The sequence below is a fragment of the Hydrogenivirga sp. 128-5-R1-1 genome (assembly GCF_000171895.1).
Window position 1 is genome coordinate 126231 of record NZ_ABHJ01000001.1, and the last position, 20039, is coordinate 146269.

The window sequence follows — 20039 nt, forward strand, 5'->3', positions numbered from 1 at the left end:
TCAAGGACACGAAAAGCTCTCTTGAACCATGAAGATATACCTCGCAGGCAGGCAGGATAATCTACGCTCTATAACTCTCTTCCACGCCCTTGCAAGGCTGGGATACGAGGGGTTGGTAATAACCTCTCCCGCAGAGACCTACGTGAGCGTGGGATACTTTGACAAGACCGAGGAGATCCTTGATCTCCAGAAGTGTAAAGAGGAGGGAATTCCCGTCATAAGGAGGGAGGTGGGCGGTGGTGCGGTGCTATTGGACGAGAACCAAGTCTTCTATCAGCTGATATTGAGGAGGAACACGGGTAAGCTACCTTTCAAGATAGAGGAGGCTTACAGGAAGTTCTCCGTTCCCGTTATAGAAACATACAGAAGGCTGGGCGTAGAGACCGAGTACAGACCCATAAACGACATAGTCGTCAAAGAGAGCAAAAGGAAGATAAGCGGGCAGGGTGCGGCGGACATAGGTGACTCCTTCGTTTTCGTCGGGGGGCTACTGATCAGGTTCAACACCAAGCTGATGTCGGAGATATTCAGGGTGCCGGAGGAAAAGTTCAGGGACAAGATCTACAAGTCCCTTGAGGAGAACCTCTCTTGGGTGGAGAGGGAAACGGGAAGGATGCCGAGCTACGAAGAGGTTGCCAACATACTCGCAGAGGAGTTCTCAAAGGTAGCTGAGTTTGATGGTTTTGGAGAAATACCGCCGGAGGCGGTCTCTCTTGCTGATGAATTAAAGGAAGAGTTCACCTCAGAGGAGTTTCTTTTAGAGGACACGGGCAGAAAGCACAGGGCGATAAAGATAAGGGAGGGTGTCTTCGTAAGAACCGCAGTCCACAAGGCGAGGGGCGGGCTTCTGAGGGCGGAAGTCCACATAGGTGAGGGCAAGATTGAGGAGGTCAGGATATACGGAGACTTCACACTATACCCAAGATCCGCTCTAAGAGACCTTGAGGAAAGTCTGAAGGGCGTCGTCTTTGAAGAGAAGCCGATACGAACAAGGCTGGAGGAGTTCTTCAAGAGGGAAGATGTGGAGTTCCCGGGCGTGGGAGTGGAGGATCTAATACAGGTCATTTACGGAGAGTGAGGGATAGACCATAATCTCTTTCCATGCAAAAATCCGTTGAGGACTTACTTAAAAAGCTGAAGGAGGGTGTAAAGGCGGGTGAGTTTACCATCTCCTGCGAAGATCCAAAACCCGGCAGGTTTGCGGAGGAGTTCAATCTTGACCTTGCGGTGTCTAAGGACGGAGAACACACACACCTACTACATGCCAAGGTCTTCGGTGGCAGGGGATACTACAGGGAGTGGGTGGAGATATTCGGCATAAAAAGGGAGGTGATGGGAGTCCCTTACTTCGGTAGTGAGTTAGAAAAGACTATCCTTGATCTGTTCTCATTCACCGGAAGGATATTCGTTGAGTATTTTGAGGACAAGGAGACCACAAGGGAGCTGTCCATGGGCGTCCCGCCTGCCCTCTCAAGACTCGGATTTGAGCTCGCTACAAGGGGATACACATGGTTCAAAGATTGGTACTTCCCGGAGGGACTGATGGAAGGTGGGCACAAGCTACAGGGGGAGAAGACCGACAGAAAGGAAGTTCAAGTGAAACGCCTTAATAAACTCAGAGGGGATTTAGGAAGTTTCCTTGAGACCTGTAAAGACCAACACCTGGTAGACTCCGTTCTCGGTAGGTTTAAAATACTTGAGGACTTATGGAAACGGGAGTTCTTGTAGACCTGATCAAACTGATCGTGGGCATAGGTGTGCTCGTCAAAGGTGCAGACACGCTCATCACAGGAGCTTCCGGGCTGGCTCGCAGGATAGGCGTGCCCGAGTTCGTTATAGGCTTGACCCTCGTGGCATTTGGGACGTCTCTTCCCGAGCTTACGGTCAACGTTCAGGCAAGCTTTCAGAAAGCTTCGGAGATAACCCTTGGAAACGTGATAGGTTCAAACATAGCCAACATACTGCTGATCCTTGGGATAGCCGGCTTGATAAGACCCCTGACCATCCACAGAACCTTTGTAAAGAAGGAGATACCCCTGAACTTTCTCAGCATACTCGTCCTCTTTGCCATGGTGTCCGACAGGCTGCTTGACGGAAGTTCTCTCTCCTTTGTGTCCCGTTCTGAGGGGCTCGTCCTCATAACCACCTTCGTGGGCTATCTTTACTTCCTTGCAGCCTTTCTTGAAAGGGAAAACGTTGATAAGGACGGCACGGAGATGGGACTTATCAAGGGTGGGATACTGATAGCGATCGGTCTCGTGGGACTCGTGCTGGGCTCGGAGTGGACTGTCAGCGGCGGCGTCAACCTCGCGACCGCCCTCGGAGTTAGTCAAGTTATAGTGGGCTTATTTCTTATAGCTGTCGGGACGTCTCTACCAGAGCTCCTCACCTCTGCGGTGGCAGCGTACAGAGGCAACCCCGATATAGCCCTGGGCAACGTTGCTGGTTCAAATATATTCAACGTATCTCTCGTCCTCGGAGCGAGCGCCCTCGTGAATCCCATACCCGTACCCGACAGGGTTTTCAGAGACCTATCTGTGCTCTTCGTGGCTACACTGCTCCTTCTGCTCTCAAACTACATGGGAAGGCGTTACTCTGTGTCCCGTATGGAGGCTGGAATACTGCTAACCATATACGTGGTTTACGCCGTGTACTCCTGGTACAGGGAGATATACCCATGAACCCTAAAGACGTATCCGCTATGACCGTTGGTCTGAACCTCTTGGGGGGGATAATAGCCGGACTCCTCGTCGGCTACTTCGCAGACTGGGCTATGGAGAACTGGTTTGGCATTAGAACGAGTCCCTGGGGACTGATATTCTTTTTCTTCGTGGGCATAATCTCAGGCTTTCGGAACGCTTACAGAGACCTTAAGAGGCTTGAGGAGTGATACAATTGGAAGACCCATGAGGTATATATCTCCTCTCCCGATCCTTATTGCGGCAGCCGCCTTCTCCGCGGAAGAAGCACAGACGAAGCGGTGGTCAGCCCACATAGAGCTCTCCTACGTGAACACCTCCGGTAACACCAATACCCAGACCCTCTCCGAAAAGCTGGAGATAAAGTGGGAAGGCGAGGCGAACAGATTCTTCCTTAAGAACTCGGCTCTCTACGCAACCCAGGAGGACAAGGAAACCGCCAACAGGATTGATGTCAGCGGCAGGTGGGAGAGACTTATCACAGAGAGGTTCTTTGGCTTCCTAACCACGGGATACGAGAGGGACAAGTTCTCTGGATACACCTACAAGTGGAACGGGGGTCCTGGTGTAGGTTACGACCTGCTCAAGACGGAGAGACACGAGCTCAAAACTCTCCTGTCGGTGCTCTACTACTACAACAGGATTGAGGATGATGGTATAGACAACTACACCACCTTCAAGGCGGAAGTCTACTACCGGTGGAGCATACTGGAAAACTTAAAGCTCAAGGAGGATATAAACTACATAGCGAACCTCTCGGACACGAAAACCTACTTCGTGAACTCGGACGCCTCCCTTGAAGTCAAGGTGAACGAGCACATATCTCTGGGCGTGGGCTACAAGGTAGCTTATCAGAACAAACCTCCCTCTCCCGACGTCAAGAGGACGGATACCACCTTTTCCACCTCTCTGATAGTTGACTTCTAAAGCCTCCTGAATAAGGAGGACAGGGCTACTCCCAGCACGTTCTGAGACAGGCTAAATACCGCCGACGGGAGTGCAGCAAGCTGGGAGAAAAATTTGAGGGCAAGCACCGTGGAGAGTCCCGAGTTCTGCATACCCACCTCTATGGCGAGGGTCTTGGCGAGTTTGTTGTCCAGTCCGGCAATCTTCCCGAAGGCGAACCCCGCCAGAAAGCCTAAAAGGTTGTGGAGCAAAACAGCACAGAGGACTGTGAAGCTCATCTCCCCGAGCCTGCCCTTGTTCAGAGCGAATATCACACCCACTATAAGGGATATGGCTGTTATAGAGAGATAAGGCAGGAAGGATTCAAGACGCCCTACCCTATCACCGAGGAACTTCCTCACGAGCATTCCAAAGAGCACAGGTAGGACAACTATCTTCAAGGTCGTCAGGGCTATAGAGAGGAAGGGGACGGGAACGAACTTTCCCGCAAGGAGCCAGGTCCATAACGGCGTGAGGAGAGGAGACAAAAGAGTTGATAGGGTCGTCATGGATATGGAGTAGGAGAGCTCCCCTCCAGATATGTAAGTGATAAGGTTTGAAGCCGTTCCACCGGGCGCTGAGCCCACGAGTACCATACCCACGAGCAGCTCCCTGTCCAGACCGAGAGTGACGCCAAGAAGGAAGCCTGTCAGGGGCATGACCGAAAACTGGAGGGTAGCCCCATACAAGATTATGTGGGGCTTTGAGAGAATCCTCCTGAAGTCCTCTGGGGTCAGGGTAATACCCATGCTCAGCATTATCACCACCAGAAGTGGAACTATAAAACCTCTGAGCTCTCTGAAGAACTCATCAAACAGCAAGCCTCCCACGGAGAAGAATAGGAGGATGGCGAGAAACAGCACGCTCTGCATGGGGGTATAATTTTAAAATGCCTCATAAGACCAAAAAGCTATACGAGGGAAAGGCAAAGGTAGTTTACGAAACGGACGACCCCGACAAGCTCATCTTGGTCTTCAAGGATACAGCCACAGCCTTTGACGGCGTGAAGAAGGCAGAGTTAAAGGGTAAGGGAGCTTTAAACAACACCATATCAAGTTTGATCTTTGAGATATTACACAAAAGTGGCATAAAAACCCATTACATAGAAAAGCTCTCCGACACGGAGATGCTCGTCTGGAAGGCAGAGAGGTTCCTCGTTGAGGTAGTGGTTAGGAACGTAGCGGCAGGAAGCGTTGTAAAGAGACTGGGCTTTAAGGAGGGGGACAGATTTGAGAAGCCTCTCCTTGAGTTCTTCTACAAAAACGATGAACTCCACGACCCCTTGGTGTGTGATGCCCACATAGAGCTAATGAAGCTCGCTCCCATGGAAGCCCTGCCCCTTATGAGGGATACAGCCCTTAAGGTTAACGAGGTTCTATCCCAATTCTTTCAGGAGCACGGCATAATCTTAGTGGACTTCAAGCTTGAGTTTGGAAGACTCCCTGACGGGAGTATAGGGATAGTTGATGAAATATCTCCGGATTCCATGAGACTCTGGGATGCAAGGACTGGAGAGAAGCTGGACAAGGATAGGTTCAGGTTTGACCTGGGAGACCTCCTTGAGGGCTACAGAAAAATTCTCAAACAGATATTTTAACATACTCGTCCTTGACAGTCTCAAGAGGGAGGCTAAATTCTCAAAAGGTAATGCCCTCGGATATAGACGAGCTTAGAAGAGAATTAGATATCGTTGACGTCGTATCCGAATACATAAAGCTGGAAAGGGCTGGAAACAACTACAAAGCCAACTGCCCCTTCCACCCGGACAAGACGCCTTCCTTCTACGTGTCTCCCTCAAGACAGATATTCAAGTGCTTCGGGTGTGGTGTTGGAGGGGACGCCATAAAGTTCGTCTCCCTCTATGAGAACGTATCCTACTTTGAAGCTGCAAAACACCTCGCCAAGAGGCACGGGATAAAGCTCAACTTAAAGGAAGAGTCCTCCGAGAAGAAGAAGCTCCACGAGATAATGGAGCGTGTAGCAGAGCTCTACCACTCTAAGCTCAGGGAAAACAGGAGAGTCCTTGAATATCTAAAGAGCAGGGGGATAGAGAGCTCCACGATAAAGAGGTTTTCCTTAGGATACGCTCCAGCTTCGGGGGAACTCGTCAGGCTTCTGAAGGAGATCAGAGGGCTTGAGCCCTATCTGAAGACCGGAAACCTCCTTCAGGTTGAAGAGGATAGATACAGAGACCTGTTCAGGAACAGGCTCGTCATACCCATAAGGGATGCCAGCGGAAGGGTCGTGGGTTTCGGCGGCAGGCTCCTTGAAGGTGAGGGTCCCAAGTACGTTAACTCACCGGAGAGCGGTCTCTTCAAGAAGAGAGAGCTCCTCTACGGCTTCTACGAAGGGATAAGTTACCTCAGAGAGTTGAAGAGTGCTCTCCTCGTTGAAGGTTACTTTGACGTCATAGCCCTTCACCAGGAGGGCTTCAGGAATACGGTCGCTACGCTGGGAACATCTCTGGGCAGAGAGCACGCCCAACTGCTATCAAGGGTGGTCAACAGAGTTTACCTCCTGTTTGACGGAGACGAAGCTGGAAGGAAGGCTATGAGGCTCGCCGTGCCTCATCTTCTCAGGGCGGGTCTTGAGGTATTTCCAGTATTTCTGCCCGAAGGGCTTGACCCCCACGACTTCCTTCTCAAGGAGGGGAAGGCTTCCCTCAAAGCGTTGATAGGGTCTTCGGTCAGCGTGTTTGATCTCTTGAAGAAGAGGATAGAGTCGGGTTCCGATGTGGAAAACTCCCTGAAGGATTTCACCTACTATGCCTCCTTCCTGCAGGACAGGATAAGAGCTTATACGCTACTCTCTGAGCTGAGCAGGATCACGAGGATACCCGTTGATGTCCTATCAGCAAAGATGTACAAGGCTCCAGAAAACTCCGAGGAAGAGGATGAAAGCAGGCTGAGCTTTACAGAAAAGGTATTCCTTAAAGGTTTGATGGAGCTGAGACCCAGCGTGAACCTGGACGAGCTGAAGCTCTCTACAAAGGCGAGAGAGTACGCACAGAGCATAATCAACGAGGAGTACTATCCCGTCCCCGAGGACGTTCTTAACCTCAAGGTTGGAGACATAGAGAGAGAGTTTGAAGCGAGTCTGAGCAGGCTCAGGATAGACATACCCGAGGAGGAGATCAGCGAAGCCGTTGGTGTAAGGGAGTCGGTCAGGGAGTTCATAAGAAGTCATAAGGGAGGTATAAGACCTTACTCCGTGCGCAGGTGGAGGGGGAAGCTTGAAAGTTAGGTCAACACGGCTACTTTTAATAAATTTGTGCAGGAGGTAAAGAATGATAGACAGGGAAAGTCTTAGGCACCTGGTTGAAATCGGCAAGGAGAAGGGGTTCGTAACTTACGACGAGGTGAACGAGGTGCTTGAAGAGGACTTCGTTTCCTCCGACAGCTTTGAAGAGCTGATAGACACCCTTGCGAACTTCAACATTCAGGTTGTAGAGAGTGAAGAGGACTACGAGGAGAAAGACAGCCTTGATGAGCTCGTGGTGTCCACCGAGTCCTTCACCGTCATGGGAAGAGACGGCGACCCTGTCAAGCTTTACCTCAAAGAGATGGGTAAGATACCCCTCCTGACACGTCAGCAGGAGATCCACTACGCCAAACAGATAGAGATCGGAAGGAAGATAATGAGGAGAGGTCTCCTCAGGAGTTCGTTCCTCGTTGAGAAGCTCCTTCAAGACTGGGGCAAGCTCTGTAACGGCAAACTCAAGATAGGCGACATAATGGACTTGATAGAGGAAGACCCCAACAGCGATTGCTACGAGGAGAACTGCGAGAAGCACGAAAAGTTCTTCATGGAGAAGGGTCTTGAGCTCGCCAGAGCTTACAAAGAGCTCTTGGAGGCGAGGGAGAGGTACATAAAGGAAGGCACTCCCGAAGCCAAGAGAGAATACCTGTACAAGCACGCCCAGATGAACAGGATAGTCCACCAGATGAGGATAAAGTACTCCAAGTTTGAAAGGGTGGCGGACGAGATCCTCAAGCTCTACCAGAGGTACGTGAGAAAGAACAGGGATTACGAGTCCAGGAAGAGGAAGCTCCAGGCTATACACCCAGACATAGACGAACTCATAAACAACTACCTCGGAGACAGGGAGCTCCAGGAGAAGGTCAAGAGCGCAGGATACTCCTTTGACAGGTTCAACTCCCTCGTGAGCGAGTACGTGTCCCTAAAACGTGAGGTTGAGAAGCTGAGGAACGAGATAGGCGTTATACCCGAAGAGATAAAGAGGGTAATGGGTATCATAGAGCAGGGCAGAAAGAAGGTGGTCAAGGCTAAGCAGGTCATGATCCAGTCAAACCTCAGGCTCGTCGTCTCCATAGCGAAGAAGTACGTGAACAGGGGACTTCACTTCCTTGACCTCATACAGGAGGGGAACATAGGACTTATGAAGGCAGTGGACAAGTACGATTACAGAAAGGGTTACAAGTTCTCCACCTACGCAACATGGTGGATAAGGCAGGCTATAACGAGGGCGATAGCCGATCAGGCAAGAACCATAAGGATACCCGTCCACATGATAGAGACGATAAACAGGATAATAAAGGCGTCCAAGAGGCTCTTCCAGGAGCTCGGAAGGGAACCCACCCCCGAGGAGATAGCCAAGCACCTGGGCATGACTCCGGACAAGGTCAGGAAGGTTCTCAGGTCTGCTCAGGAGCCCATATCCCTTGAGACCCCCATAGGAGACGACGAGGACACCTTCCTGAAGGACTTCATAGAGGACAAGTCCGTCCCCAATCCTGAGGAGTACGTGTCAAGGAAGCTCTTGAGAGAGCAACTGGAGAGAGTCCTTGAAACCCTATCGGACAAAGAAAGAGAGATACTGAGATACCGCTACGGTCTCGTTGACGGAACTGAATACACCCTTGAGCAGGTAGGCAAGATGTTCAACGTAACGAGGGAGAGGATAAGGCAGATAGAGTCAAAGGCGATAAGGAAGCTCAGGCACCCTTCAAGGGCTAAGTACCTGAAGGACTTTGAACTCTGATGGGACTTGCGGAAAGGTTTTTACCCCACTACACGATCCATGATTACGAAAACTGGCAGGGAGACTGGGAGCTGATAGAGGGTGTCCCTTTCGCCCTAGCCTCACCCTCGTACGAACACCAGCTTGTCGCAGGAAAAATTTTCAGGCATATAAGCGAGGCTCTTGACCGCTGTCCGGAGTGTTCCGTGGTTTACGAAACCGATTGGTACGTATCTGAAGACACGGTAGTTAGGCCGGACATGATGGTTCTGTGCGGGGAGGTGAAAGGCAAAGTCTATATAACTCCTGAGCTTATAGTTGAGGTGGTGTCCGAGAGCACCGAGAAGATGGACGAGAGGGTAAAGTTTGAGTTATACGAGAGGGAAGGGGTCCCTTATTACCTTCTCGTTTATCCCGAAACTAAGAGGATGAAGCTATACCGACTCCTTGAGGGGAGGTATGTGGCGGATAGAGATCTGAAGATAACGCTGGCGGGTAAATGTAAGCTGTTCTTGAGTGAGAGTATCATTCCTTGAAGAGCTTATAAATTACCGAGAAGTCCAGCCCGCCCAGACCCATCTTCCTTGCAAGCCCGTAGGTTTCCTTCACGGCGGAGGCGGTGAAGGAGAAGAGTCCCAACTCTTTTATCAGGTCTTGGGCATAATGGAGGTCTTTGTATATCAAGTCCACCGAGAAGTGGGTTGAGAAATCCTCCTCAAGGAGCTTCTTTTTCTTAACGTCAAGTATGTAGGATTTACCCGCTCCCGTGTTCAGTATATCTATGATCTGTTCCTTGCCGATCCCGGCACTCTCGCCTATGGCTATAGCCTCCGCAAGGACGTCCATTATGCCGCCGAGGACTATGTTGTTTATGAGCTTGACCTTCGTGGCGTTTCCAGAATTGCCCACGTAGAAGATGTTCTTACAGAACTTCTCAAAGAGGGGTTTGTTTTCCTCAAACTTCTCCTCGTCTCCGCCCACCACTACGGTTAATTCTCCCTTTTGGGCAGGTATCACGCTACCCAAGACGGGTGCGTCAAGATAATGGGCACCGAGTTTGCCAAGCTCCTTATAGGCTAACTCTGCGTAGGAGAAGTGGTTGGTGGTCATGTCTATTATGGTCTTTCCCTTTATATCGCCGGAGGTGAGTCCTTCTCTTCCGAATATAACCCTCTCACTCGCCTGAGAGTCAAAGACTATCACGAAGACCCTATCAACCCTGCCGATTAGATCCGCCGGGCTCTTTGCTACCTCCGATCCCGTTTCCTTGGCGAACTCTTCAGCCTTCTCTCTGGTTCTGTTCCATACTATAAGCTGAATACCCTGTTCAGTTAGCCTCTTGGCTATCGCCCTGCCGAGGTGTCCGAGACCTATAAAGCCTACCTTCATCTCGCTGTTCCTTTCTCGGGTTTTGTGAAAAGGGCGAGGTATAGCAACACAATGGCAACCGCACCGCTGACTAAGTAGGGAATCCAGTCCATTAACCTATCACTCATCACCGCCTCTCTCCGATAGGATAACATTCCTAAGCTCACTTCTTGTCCTCCGCTATCATCTCCTTGACCCTGTCTATCACCTCTTCCACGGGAACGTCCAACTTCTCTCCTGTCGCCCTCTTCTGGAGTTCTACTTTACCTTCCTTTACCTTCCTTCCCACCACTATGCGGTATGGGAAGCCCACAAGATCCGCGTCCGCGAACTTAAAGCCTGCGCTCTCCTCCCGGTCGTCATATATGACCTCTATTCCCTTCTCCTCAGCCTCCAAGTATAGCTTTTCAGCCACCTCTGTCATCTGTGAGTCGGACATGTTCAGGCATATTATCTCCAGCTCAAAGGGTGCCACGGGGGTAGGCCACTTTATACCCTTGTCGTCGTGGTACTGCTCTACTATGGCGGACATTATCCTTGATATGCCTATCCCGTAACAGCCCATTATTATGGGTTTCTCGTTACCCTCCGGGTCGGTGAAGTACGCCTTCATGGGTTCAGAGTACCTCGTTCCCAGCAGGAAGATATGCCCGAGCTCCAAGCCTCTCTTTACCTTGAGGGGAGAACCGCACTGGGGACAGGGGTCACCCTCCACCACCTCAGCCACGTCCACAAACTCTCCGTACTGGTAGTCCCTGCCGGGGTTTGCGTTTATGTAGTGGTAATCGGGTTCGTTGAGGGCAACCACCATGTTCTTGACTCCGTAAAGGGAGTTGTCCCAGAGGACTTTAACACCTTCGGGCAGGTTGAACACACCTATAAAGCCCTTCTCAGTTCCCAATATGTCTTTAACCTCCTCGTCTCCGGCGAGTCTGAAATCCTCCGTTCCCAAGACCATCTCCAATTTGTTCTCGTCTATCTCCTTGTCTCCTCTTATGAGCACCAGAACGGGTTCTTTGCCCTTCACCATGTATAGGACAGCCTTGAGTATTTTTGAGGGGGAGACCTTCAGGAAGCTTGCCAGTTCCTCTATGGTCTTTACGCCCGGGGTGTGGACTTTCTCAAGGGGTTTCTCTTCCTCCTCCTGCTCCGGGGGTTTTGAGAGGGGGATTATTTCCGCATTTGCGGCGTATCCACAGCTCTCGCAGTATCCCACCTTTGCCTCTCCGTAGTCGGTGAAGGCTATGAACTCGTGGGACTGCTTACCACCTATCTGTCCCGTGCTCGCCTGAGCCATTATCACCTCAAGCCTGAGCTTCTTAAAGACCCTATCGTAGGCGAACTTCATGTTCTCGTAGGACATGGTGGCGGAGAACTCGTCCGCATCAAAGGAGTAGGCGTCCTTCATTATGAACTCCCTGCCTCTTATGAGCCCGAATCTGGGTCTCTTCTCGTCTCTGAACTTGACCTGTATCTGATAAAGGGTGACAGGCAGTTGCCTGTAGGAGTGGACTACCTTCCTAACCAAGTCCGTTATCTCCTCCTCGTGGGTTGGTCCCAAGCAGTACTCCCTACCGCTCCTGTCCTTTAGTCTGAATAGCTCGTTTCCGTAGGTGTCCCACCTGCCCGTTTCCTTCCATAGCTCTGCGGGGTTGAGAACCGTGAGCAGTAGCTCCTGAGCTCCCGACCTGTCCATCTCCTTCCTGACTATGCTCTCTATCTTCCTTATCACCCTCCAGCCTGCGGGGAGTATCTCGTATATGCCTGCGGAGACCTGCTTTATGAAGCCCGCCTTTAGCAGAAGTCTGTGGGAAGGTGCCTCAGCCTCTGCGGGGTCTTCTTTAAGTGTGTATAGAAAGTATCTGCTCCACCTCATAGGTGAATATTTTAAAAGTTTTCACATATTGCGTAAGGCTGGGGCTATTGCGCATAATATCCCAATACACGATGTCCAGAAGAGAACCGTACCTGTGATAACGGAAATTATTGCCTTCTTAAAGGGCGAAGGAGCCCTTACCAGTCTCATGTAAAGGTAAGAGAAAACAATTGATGTAAATATAGTTGATAGAGGCGCCAAATCATAATAAAGATCGTGGATGGGATATATAAGGCGGGGGAATTTGTCGGGAATCACCACTGGGATAAAATAATGAAGGTATGCAGTTACTATAGTGCATATAGTTATGTGAAATACATTAAGAACTGCCCTCAGCCTTTCCACAAAACAACCTCCTCACCCAGCTCAAGTCCAAACTCCTCTCGTGCGTTCCCCATCGGGATAAAGAGCTCCATGAAGCCAAAGCTCCCGCAGACGAGGTTTAGCCTCTCCCTCTCACCCGCCTGGAAGAAGGGAACCACCTTCAGCTTCTCCCCCCTGAACTCTCCGTGGGAATAGTTACCACAGGGGACATTCGTCACCGCGTTCCCGAACCTGTCAAAGTGGACTATCCGACCCTTTAGCTTATTCCCTTCCTTAACAACTTCGGGGAAGTTCAACCTATGCACGTACTCAACCTTCCTTCCGAACTCTTCTAAAGGGACTCCCCTGCTAAGGTAGCCCGCCGAAGGAGCAAAGATGTCCCTACCGTGAAAGGTGTCGTTCACCCTCGGGAGCTGGAGCTCTCTGTTCTCCAGAACCACTGCCGAAGGCGGTCTTTCAAAATCCTTGACGATGAGGTCAAATATCCCGTTGTCCGGTCCCACGAAGAAGTGATCACCTGCCCTGAGAGCTATGGGCTTCCTCTCGGAGCCAACGCCGGGGTCAACCACCGCCACAAAAACCGTTCCAGTGGGAAAGTATCTGTAGTGTGCCTTCAGGAGCAGGGCACCCTCAAGGACGTTGAAGGGCTGAACCTCGTGGGATATGTCAACTATCTGAACGCCGGGGTTTATGGAAAGTATCACACCCTTCATAGCCCCCACGAAACCGTCCTGCGTGCCGAAGTCCGTGAGCAAAGCTATTGCCATATCTTAGGAATATGTTAAAATTTTTGTCCCATTTAAAGGAGGTGATGTAGTTGGCGGTTGTAATAGTTCACGATGGAGAGCCACCCGAGAAGGTTCTCAGGAGGTTCAAGCGTATAGTTGACCAGGAACAGATACTCACCGAGGTAAAGAGAAGGGAGTACTACGAGAAGCCCAGTGAGCGCAAGAAGAAGCGCGAGAGGGCGAGAAGGAAGAGGATACTCAAAGCCCTCAAGAAACAGCAACAGCTCATGTGAGCTTAATGCTTTCTGCATACCTTCTGGCGAGCCTGAAGAGCCTGCTCGCCTTTTCCTTAGCTCTCTCCTTTTCCTCTTCGGGCACGTGGGGGTCTCTCAGTAAGAAGCTCGTCACCTTGCCCCTAACGTAAGCCCTGTAGCACTTGAAGAAGTGAAGGAACACATCAAACTCCGGGTCTTCCGTTATCCTCAGATACTCCTCCTCATAGACCCTTGAGAGGCCTTCTCTCCCAAAGAAGTCAAGCTCCATGGAAAGGAAGCACATGTCGTTTAGGACGTCCCCGTACCTGAACCTGTCGTTAAACTCTATGCAGTCAAAGATACATACTCCTTCTTCAAGGAATGCGACGTGTTCAAGTCTTATGTCTCCATGCCCGTCCCTTATCCTACCCTCCTTCATCCTCTTGTAGAAGAGCCCCTCGTAAACTTCGTAGAACCTGTTTGTCCTATCCCTTATAAACTCGTAGTCCTCTCTCGTTATGGTTATCCCCACGAACTCCTCGGTCTGCTGGAAGTTTTCGTCGGTGTTGAACTTCATAACTTCTGGCTTTCCGAACTCGTCCACCCTGTCCGCAGAGAGGTGAAACCGTGCTACCCTGTCCGCCACCCTTCTGATCTCATCTTTGGAAACATCGTCCAGCCTGTTGGAGAGTATCCTACCGTCGGGGATCCTCCTCATCTTCACCGCATACTCAACTACCCTCGTGCCATCCTCTATCACCCACCTTCCGTCACGCTCGCTTATGGGAACGACACCCATGTAAACCCAGGGACAGAGCCTACGGTTGAGAACCACCTCCTTCTCGCAGTTATCCCTTCTCTTTTCAAGGGTGGAGTAGTCAAGAAAACCAAAGTTCACGGGCTTCTTTATCTTATAGACTACGTCTTTTAGGAGTATCACCCAGGAGGTATGGGTCTGGACAAGCTCCCCTCCCAGCTCCTTTGCAAGCTCCTCCACCATGGAGGATATTATACGAGGGCTGTAGAACCTAAAGTTTATAATACAACCAGCAATAATGAGCTGGGGTAAAGCTACCAACTACTTCACCGCCAAAGTGATTGCTAAACGCAGGTATCTTAGACCTGAATGGATAAATATGGCGAGAAGAAAAGAGGGGGTTGCCAAAGAAGAAGTGCAAAAGGATGGAAGAATACGCCGGTGGATATACATAGAAGAGGCAGATAAGTATTTGAGAGTTGTTTTCTTGCCCGATGGGGAGACTGTGCACAATGCCTTTTTTGACCGAAATTTTAATAAGGAGGTAACTTAATGAAAGTTCAGTACTTTCCGGACACAGATACGCTTTACATAGAGTTAATTAACGCTACGAGCGTGGAGTCCGAGGAAATTATGGAGGACATAGTGGTAGATTATGATACCCGGGGGAGGATCGTCGGAATAGAAATAGAGCATTTCACAGAGAGGTTCAGAGACAAACCTGTAGACATACCCATAAAACTTACTTCAGCATAAAGGAACCTTCTTCAGGTTCCCTGGCAAGCCCTCTACCATGAAGGATATTATACGAGGGCTGTGGCATTTAAGGGTCTCAAGCCTATAATATATCTTTTAGGAGGTTTGAAGTATTGGAAAAGAAGCGTGTTCAGGATGTCGCTAAGGAGCTTGGATTAAAACCAAAGGAGCTCATAAACTTCCTTGAGGAGTGGGCTCCGAGAGACGACGGAAAGAAGTGGTCTAACTTTCATATCCTTGACGACGAAAAGCTTGAGATGATCTACCAGGAGTACGGCGAGCCCGAGAAGAAAGAGACCGCTGTCGCGGTGGAGGAAGAGGAAAAGGGAGTTGAGGTTTCCAAAGGGCAGGAGCAAGAAGAGGAAGAGATAAAGGTTGAAGAGAAACCCATAGAGGAGGTTGTGGCGGAAGTCCTCGGCAAGGAGGTAAAAGAGGAGAAACCAAAGGAGGAGCTCAGACCTCCCAAGCCAGAAAGAAAGCCAAGACCTGAAAAGAGAAGACCTGTAAGAGAGTTCAAGAAGCCTACCAAGGCTGAGGAGAAGCCCAAAGAGCCCCCAAAACCCATTGAGGAGAAGAAGGCAGAGAAGAAGCCCCAACAGGTTGAGGAGAAAAAGAAAGAGAAGCTCTCCAAGGAGGAGGAACAGATCCTAAAGAAGCTCCAGCAACAGATGGAGCGTGAGAAGAAGAAAGAAGAAAGGAAGCAGAAGGAGAAGAAGGAAGAGGAGATAAAGATAATTGAGATATACGAAGGCATAACGGTCAGGGAACTGGCGGATATGCTCGGCGTTCCTGCCAACAAGGTTATGGAGGCGCTCCTCAAGAAGGGGATACTCGCAACTATAAATCAAGCTGTCCCTACAGAGGTTGCGGTTGAGATAGCCGAGAGCTACGGCTTCCTCGCGGAGGCGAAGAAGGAAGAGGAGGAGGAAGTCCTCATAGAGGATATACCCGACAAACCCGAAGACCTTAAGCCCAGACCTCCGATAGTGGTGGTCATGGGACACGTTGACCACGGAAAGACGACACTTCTGGACACGATAAGGAAGACGAACGTGGCGGAGAGAGAGAAAGGAGGCATAACCCAGCACATAGGAGCTTCTCAGGTAAAGCTCCCCGACGGAAGGGTGATAACCTTCTTAGACACTCCCGGACACGAAGCCTTCACAACCCTGAGGGCAAGGGGCGCCCAGATAACGGACATAGCTGTCCTTGTGGTAGCGGCGGACGACGGTGTCATGCCCCAGACGATAGAGGCTATAAACCACGCCAAAGCCTTTGAGGTTCCCATCATAGTAGCGGTGAACAAAATAGACAAGCCCGGTGCTGACCCCATGAGGGTCAGGAGGGAGCTCTCAGAACACGGGCTCATACCCGAGGACTGGGGAGGCGATACGGTCTTCGTGGACGTGTCCGCAAAGACGGGACAGAACGTTGATCAGCTCCTTGAGATGATAGGTCTTGTAGCGGACATACTTGAGCTCAAGGCAAACCCCAACAAGAGAGCTAAGGGAGTGATCATAGAGACCAAGCTGGACAGGAAGAAGGGACCCACAGCCACGGTGATAGTTCAGGAAGGAACGCTTCGCGTTGGAGACATATTCGTCGCGGGCATAACCCACGGAAGGGTCAGGGCTATGTTTGATGACAAGGGAAGACAGGTTAAGGAGGCTCCACCCTCTACACCCGTTGAAGTTCTCGGATTTGAAGACCTTCCCGAAGCCGGTGACACTCTCGTGGTTGTGGAGAGCGAGAAGAAGGCGAGGGACATTGCCGAGAAGTTCAGGGAGAAGAGGGAGAAAGAGGAAAAGCTCGCTCAGGGCGTCAAGCTTGAAGAGATATACAAAAAGATAGAGGCGGGCGAGATAAAGGAGCTCAGGGTCATAATCAAGGCGGACACGATGGGCTCCCTTGAGGCATTGAAGAAATCCCTTGAAGAGCTCTCCACCGAAGAGGTATCCGTGAGGATAATCCACGGGGCGGTGGGGGGAATAACGGAGAACGACGTTATGCTCGCCAAGGCTTCCGGCGCAATAATCATAGGCTTTAACACGAGACCCGACCCCAAGGCGAGGGAACTCATAGAGAAGGAGAAGGTTGATGCCAGGATGTACGGAATAATTTACCAGGTCATAGACGACGTGAAGAAAGCCCTCCAGGGTATGCTCACACCGATAGAGAGGGAGGAAGTTCTCGGTTCAGCTGAGGTCAGAGCTACCTTCAAGGTTAAGAAGGTGGGAACCGTTGCCGGATGTTACGTGCTTGAGGGCAAGATAGTTAGAGGTGCAAAGGCAAGGCTCGTAAGGCAGGGCGTTGTCGTTTACGACGGACAGATAGAGAACCTGAAGAGGTTCAAAGAGGACGTCCAGGAGGTAGCCCGCGGGTACGAGTGCGGAATAAAGCTCAAAGACTTCAACGACGTCAAGGTCGGAGACGTAATAGAATGCTACGAGATAAAGTTAGAACAGCCAACGCTTTAAGCGTTAATGAAATATACGAGAGCATACAGGGAGAGGGTCTCCTCGTGGGGACTCCCTCCATATTCATCCGCCTGCAGGGCTGCAACCTCAGATGCCCCTGGTGCGACCAGCCAGAAGCCCTGAGCTTCTCTAACACTACCATTCCCGTGGAGGGAATACTCCAGAAGGTTCAGGAGTTCCCGGCGAGACACGTGGTAATAACCGGGGGTGAACCCTTTGCCCACCAGAACCTTCACGTGCTCGTACGTGCGCTCATAGAGGAGGGCTTCTCTCTTCAGATAGAGACGAATGGAACTTTATGGAATGAAGGGCTTGACAGCATGGCTGAACAGGTTCACATAACTTGCTCTCCCAAGGCGGCAGCCAACTTCTTCGTAAACCCGAGGGTTATCAAGCATACGAACGAACTGAAGTTCGTGGTAGACGAGGAGTTCTCAAGTGATGTTGTCCTTAGAGAAGAGTTCAGAGGGCTCTTACTCGCGGAGAAGGTCGTTTTACAGCCCGAGGGCAACAAGGTATCCTTCCTGAGAAAAGCCCTGGATATCCAGAGAGAGCTATCCCTAAAGGGGTTCAAAGTCCGCGTAATACCTCAGGTTCACAAGCTTCTCGGATTACCATGAATTCTCCCGGAAGGGTTTCTGTAAGCACAAGTATTTACGGTCTTTATACTTGCAATAAGAGGCTCTTATACTATAATTAAAGTTTGATATGATTGATATATCTAAGCTTAAAACCTTTGTCACAGTAGCAGACCTCGGGAGTTTCTCCAAGGCTTCCGAAATCCTATACATAACCCAGCCGGCGGTGACCCAGCAGATAAAAGCCCTTGAGAAGACCATAGGGGCGAAGCTCTTCCAGCGTCAGGGAGGGAAGATGTGCCTCACCGAAGAGGGAAAACGGATATACGAGATAGCAAAGATACTCTTAGGAAGCTACGAAGGTCTCATGGAAGAGATAGCAAAAATAAAGAAAGACCTCAAGGACAGCCTATTCCTTGGTGTGAGCGCGACCCTGAGCGAGTTCATAATCCCGTCGCTCATAGCGGACTTCCACAGGGAATTTCCCAGCGCTACGGTAAAGGTGTTCACGGGGAACTCCCACGACGTTGAGGAGGGGTTACTCTCGGGCGTTCTGAACCTCGGTATAATTGAACGCGAGCCTTCAAACAAGTTCGTCAGCGTTCCGTGGCTTGAGGACGAGATAGTTTTCTTCACCTACCCGGAGAACCCTATAGCGGACGCAGGCGAGATAGAGCCGGAGGAGCTCTACCACGTTGACCTCGTGATGAGGGAGATGAACTCCGGAACCCGTAAGATAGTAAGGGAGACCCTTGAAAAGCTCGGCATCGTCTTTGAGAGGCTGAACATAAAGATAGAGGCTAACAACAGCAGGACGATAATGCACATCGTCAAGAGCGGCTACGGCTCCTCTTTCCTCTCAAAGGGTCTCATAATAAGGGAGATAGAGAGGGGCGCTATAGTCCCCGTCAAGATAAAGGGTTTCAGGGTAAAGAGGCGATTCAACATAATATATCCCAAGACCTCCAACGTTACCTTCCTCGCGAGCAACTTCGTCAAGTTCATCCTCTCCAAAACCCAGGAGAGCGTCCCGGAGCGTGTTTAAGGATGAAAGCCTTCGTATTTGATGTTGACGGCGTCATAGTGGACGTAAGGGAGAGTTACCACTACGCCATAAAAGAAACAGCAGAGTACTTCCTCGGCATGGAGGTATCGCTCTCGGCTGTCAAGGAGATAAAGTTCTCAAAGGCTATAAACAACGACTGGGACGCTACATACGAGGTTATAAAGGAGTTCGGAGGCTCTGCAGATTACGAAGTTCTCGTTGAGAAGTTCACCGAGATATACGAGAGGCTCAAGCACAAGGAGAAACAGCTCCTATCAAGGGAATTCTTTGAGAGCGTGAAGGAGAGCGGGGTTCCCTTAGGCATAGTTACGGGTAGACCAAAGGGAGACCTTGAGTTCGTGCTTGAGAGGTTCAACCTCAAGGATATCTTTGAGGTCACCGTAGACGAGGACGACGTTCTGGATAAGAACCTCAGGAAGCCCCACCCTTTCCCCCTTCACCTGTGTATGGAGATGCTCGGAGCCAACGAGGGCGTTTACATTGGAGACAACAGAGCGGACATGGAGATGGTTCACTTTTACAGAAAGATGTACGGAAACCCCATGAAGTTCGCCCACTTTAAGAAGGTTACCGAGATGGATATACCCGCGGACTTCTCAACGGACAGCGAGGAGGAGCTCAGGGACTTTCTTTTACAAGAGGCTTCCCTGAATCGGGAAGGAGAACGGGTATCCCTTCCTTGACCTCGTAGTAAACACCGCACCTCTCACATACGAGTATGTCCTTCTCCTCCTCGTAAAGGAGATCACCTTTGCACACAGGACAGGCGAGGATCTCAAGCAATTTCCTGTCTAACATCAGGATATCTCCTTTATATAGTCCCACAATTCTCCCATAAACCTCTTGAACTCCCCGAGCTCCTTGCCGCCGAGCTTTCTTGAGAGCTCAGCCTCGTCAAAAACCAGCTCCCCGGTGGTGGGGGCGTAGTCTATGTACTGGAGGTCTGCTATCTCAAGGTCAAAGACGCACATGTATTGCTGAGCCTCCCTCTTGAATAGGACGAACTCAGCCTCATAGGGCTGGGATACCTTCGTGTCCCACTGGAAAGTTCCACCGAAGGGGTTCATCCAGAACTGTTCCCCCTCAGCCATACAGAACTCAGCCCTCTTAACGGACATTACGTCGTACATGAGCTCACCATCGTAGGTCATCACAGCCCATACCTTGTTTCCCTTTAGCGGATTCAGGAGAAAGGTAACGGTGTTCTCCATTAGCATAAACCTCCCTTTG

24 protein-coding genes are annotated in these 20039 nt (G+C 50.6%); 16 read left to right on the top strand and 8 right to left on the bottom strand.

Annotation, left to right across the window (positions count from 1 at the left end):
* Window positions 1–28 precede the first annotated feature (28 nt).
* The 5 genes from HG1285_RS16390 to HG1285_RS16370 are packed head-to-tail and all read left to right on the top strand — an operon-like array spanning window position 29 to window position 3626.
* The gene (locus HG1285_RS16390; RefSeq protein WP_008285913.1) at window positions 29–1078 is read left to right on the top strand and encodes a lipoate protein ligase C-terminal domain-containing protein; all 1050 of its coding nucleotides are present in this window, start codon (window positions 29–31) and stop codon (window positions 1076–1078) included.
* Between the two features lie 23 nt (window positions 1079–1101).
* On the top strand, window positions 1102–1728 hold the full coding sequence (locus HG1285_RS16385; protein ID WP_008285914.1) for a DUF1122 family protein: 627 nt from the start codon (window positions 1102–1104) through the stop codon (window positions 1726–1728).
* Window positions 1707–2681 carry a calcium/sodium antiporter gene (locus tag HG1285_RS16380; protein ID WP_008285915.1) on the top strand — a complete coding sequence of 325 codons (975 nt, stop codon included), beginning with the start codon at window positions 1707–1709 and terminating at the stop codon, window positions 2679–2681. The genes HG1285_RS16385 and HG1285_RS16380 overlap by 22 nt, the downstream gene beginning before the upstream one ends.
* Window positions 2678–2890, top strand: a complete 213-nt coding sequence (locus HG1285_RS16375) for an AtpZ/AtpI family protein (protein WP_008285916.1) — start codon at window positions 2678–2680, stop codon at window positions 2888–2890. Before HG1285_RS16380 ends, HG1285_RS16375 begins: the two co-directional genes overlap by 4 nt.
* The gene (locus HG1285_RS16370) at window positions 2880–3626 is read left to right on the top strand and encodes a DUF481 domain-containing protein (protein ID WP_232219433.1); all 747 of its coding nucleotides are present in this window, start codon (window positions 2880–2882) and stop codon (window positions 3624–3626) included. Before HG1285_RS16375 ends, HG1285_RS16370 begins: the two co-directional genes overlap by 11 nt.
* Here HG1285_RS16370 and HG1285_RS16365 read toward each other — a convergent pair.
* Window positions 3623–4516 carry a bile acid:sodium symporter family protein gene (locus tag HG1285_RS16365; protein ID WP_008285918.1) on the bottom strand — a complete coding sequence of 298 codons (894 nt, stop codon included), beginning with the start codon at window positions 4514–4516 and terminating at the stop codon, window positions 3623–3625. The genes HG1285_RS16370 and HG1285_RS16365 overlap by 4 nt on opposite strands.
* A gap of 17 nt (window positions 4517–4533) precedes the next feature.
* On the opposite strand from HG1285_RS16365, the gene purC reads away from it, so the two are divergent.
* Genes purC through HG1285_RS16345 form a run of 4 tightly spaced genes read left to right on the top strand, consistent with a single transcriptional unit; the run spans window position 4534 to window position 9161 of the window.
* On the top strand, window positions 4534–5241 hold the full coding sequence (gene purC, locus HG1285_RS16360; RefSeq protein ID WP_008285919.1) for a phosphoribosylaminoimidazolesuccinocarboxamide synthase: 708 nt from the start codon (window positions 4534–4536) through the stop codon (window positions 5239–5241).
* A gap of 50 nt (window positions 5242–5291) precedes the next feature.
* Window positions 5292–6887 carry a DNA primase gene (gene dnaG / locus HG1285_RS16355; protein WP_008285920.1) on the top strand — a complete coding sequence of 532 codons (1596 nt, stop codon included), beginning with the start codon at window positions 5292–5294 and terminating at the stop codon, window positions 6885–6887.
* Window positions 6888–6930: 43 nt separating this feature from the next.
* Window positions 6931–8646, top strand: coding sequence for an RNA polymerase sigma factor RpoD (rpoD, locus tag HG1285_RS16350; protein WP_008285921.1), 1716 nt, complete (start codon window positions 6931–6933; stop codon window positions 8644–8646).
* Window positions 8646–9161, top strand: coding sequence for a Uma2 family endonuclease (locus HG1285_RS16345; protein ID WP_008285922.1), 516 nt, complete (start codon window positions 8646–8648; stop codon window positions 9159–9161). Before rpoD ends, HG1285_RS16345 begins: the two co-directional genes overlap by 1 nt.
* Here HG1285_RS16345 and HG1285_RS16340 read toward each other — a convergent pair.
* The 4 genes from HG1285_RS16340 to HG1285_RS16330 all read right to left on the bottom strand — a co-directional run bounded on the left by HG1285_RS16340 (window position 9151) and on the right by HG1285_RS16330 (window position 12960).
* On the bottom strand, window positions 9151–10014 hold the full coding sequence (locus HG1285_RS16340; RefSeq protein WP_008285923.1) for an NAD(P)-dependent oxidoreductase: 864 nt from the start codon (window positions 10012–10014) through the stop codon (window positions 9151–9153). The two genes, HG1285_RS16345 and HG1285_RS16340, sit on opposite strands and share 11 nt — an antisense overlap.
* A gap of 142 nt (window positions 10015–10156) precedes the next feature.
* Window positions 10157–11869, bottom strand: coding sequence for a proline--tRNA ligase (locus tag HG1285_RS16335; protein ID WP_008285925.1), 1713 nt, complete (start codon window positions 11867–11869; stop codon window positions 10157–10159).
* 21 nt (window positions 11870–11890) lie between these two features.
* Window positions 11891–12214 (bottom strand): hypothetical protein, encoded by a 324-nt coding sequence (locus tag HG1285_RS19365; protein ID WP_157560412.1) that lies wholly within the window; start codon window positions 12212–12214, stop codon window positions 11891–11893.
* On the bottom strand, window positions 12202–12960 hold the full coding sequence (locus HG1285_RS16330) for an SAM-dependent chlorinase/fluorinase (RefSeq protein ID WP_008285926.1): 759 nt from the start codon (window positions 12958–12960) through the stop codon (window positions 12202–12204). Before HG1285_RS16330 ends, HG1285_RS19365 begins: the two co-directional genes overlap by 13 nt.
* A 50-nt stretch (window positions 12961–13010) precedes the next feature.
* Between HG1285_RS16330 and rpsU the strand changes: the two genes are divergently transcribed.
* Window positions 13011–13214: a 30S ribosomal protein S21 gene (rpsU, locus tag HG1285_RS16325; RefSeq protein ID WP_008285927.1), complete on the top strand. Its 204-nt coding sequence runs from the start codon at window positions 13011–13013 to the stop codon at window positions 13212–13214.
* On the opposite strand, the gene HG1285_RS16320 is transcribed toward rpsU, so the two are convergent.
* A complete protein-coding gene (locus HG1285_RS16320; RefSeq protein ID WP_232219434.1) occupies window positions 13207–14253 on the bottom strand; it encodes a gluconokinase in 1047 nt (348 codons plus the stop codon). The genes rpsU and HG1285_RS16320 overlap by 8 nt on opposite strands.
* Here HG1285_RS16320 and HG1285_RS16315 point away from each other — a divergent pair.
* The 6 genes from HG1285_RS16315 to HG1285_RS16290 all read left to right on the top strand — a co-directional run bounded on the left by HG1285_RS16315 (window position 14231) and on the right by HG1285_RS16290 (window position 19492).
* A complete protein-coding gene (locus HG1285_RS16315) occupies window positions 14231–14485 on the top strand; it encodes a hypothetical protein (RefSeq protein ID WP_008285929.1) in 255 nt (84 codons plus the stop codon). The genes HG1285_RS16320 and HG1285_RS16315 overlap by 23 nt on opposite strands.
* Complete coding sequence (locus HG1285_RS16310) at window positions 14485–14688, top strand: DUF2283 domain-containing protein (protein ID WP_008285930.1); 204 nt, start codon at window positions 14485–14487, stop codon at window positions 14686–14688. The genes HG1285_RS16315 and HG1285_RS16310 overlap by 1 nt, the downstream gene beginning before the upstream one ends.
* Before the next feature lie 113 nt (window positions 14689–14801).
* Window positions 14802–17165 carry a translation initiation factor IF-2 gene (infB, locus tag HG1285_RS16305; RefSeq protein WP_008285932.1) on the top strand — a complete coding sequence of 788 codons (2364 nt, stop codon included), beginning with the start codon at window positions 14802–14804 and terminating at the stop codon, window positions 17163–17165.
* Window positions 17129–17785 carry a 7-carboxy-7-deazaguanine synthase QueE gene (locus HG1285_RS16300; protein WP_008285933.1) on the top strand — a complete coding sequence of 219 codons (657 nt, stop codon included), beginning with the start codon at window positions 17129–17131 and terminating at the stop codon, window positions 17783–17785. The genes infB and HG1285_RS16300 overlap by 37 nt, the downstream gene beginning before the upstream one ends.
* 88 nt (window positions 17786–17873) lie before the next feature.
* Window positions 17874–18788, top strand: a complete 915-nt coding sequence (locus tag HG1285_RS16295) for a LysR family transcriptional regulator (protein WP_008285934.1) — start codon at window positions 17874–17876, stop codon at window positions 18786–18788.
* Window positions 18789–18790: 2 nt separating this feature from the next.
* Complete coding sequence (locus HG1285_RS16290) at window positions 18791–19492, top strand: HAD family hydrolase (protein WP_008285935.1); 702 nt, start codon at window positions 18791–18793, stop codon at window positions 19490–19492.
* Here the strand turns inward: HG1285_RS16290 and HG1285_RS16285 are convergent.
* Window positions 19428–19607, bottom strand: a complete 180-nt coding sequence (locus HG1285_RS16285) for a Trm112 family protein (RefSeq protein ID WP_008285936.1) — start codon at window positions 19605–19607, stop codon at window positions 19428–19430. The genes HG1285_RS16290 and HG1285_RS16285 overlap by 65 nt on opposite strands.
* Window positions 19607–20020 carry a hypothetical protein gene (locus HG1285_RS16280; protein ID WP_008285937.1) on the bottom strand — a complete coding sequence of 138 codons (414 nt, stop codon included), beginning with the start codon at window positions 20018–20020 and terminating at the stop codon, window positions 19607–19609. Before HG1285_RS16280 ends, HG1285_RS16285 begins: the two co-directional genes overlap by 1 nt.
* Window positions 20021–20039 lie beyond the last annotated feature (19 nt).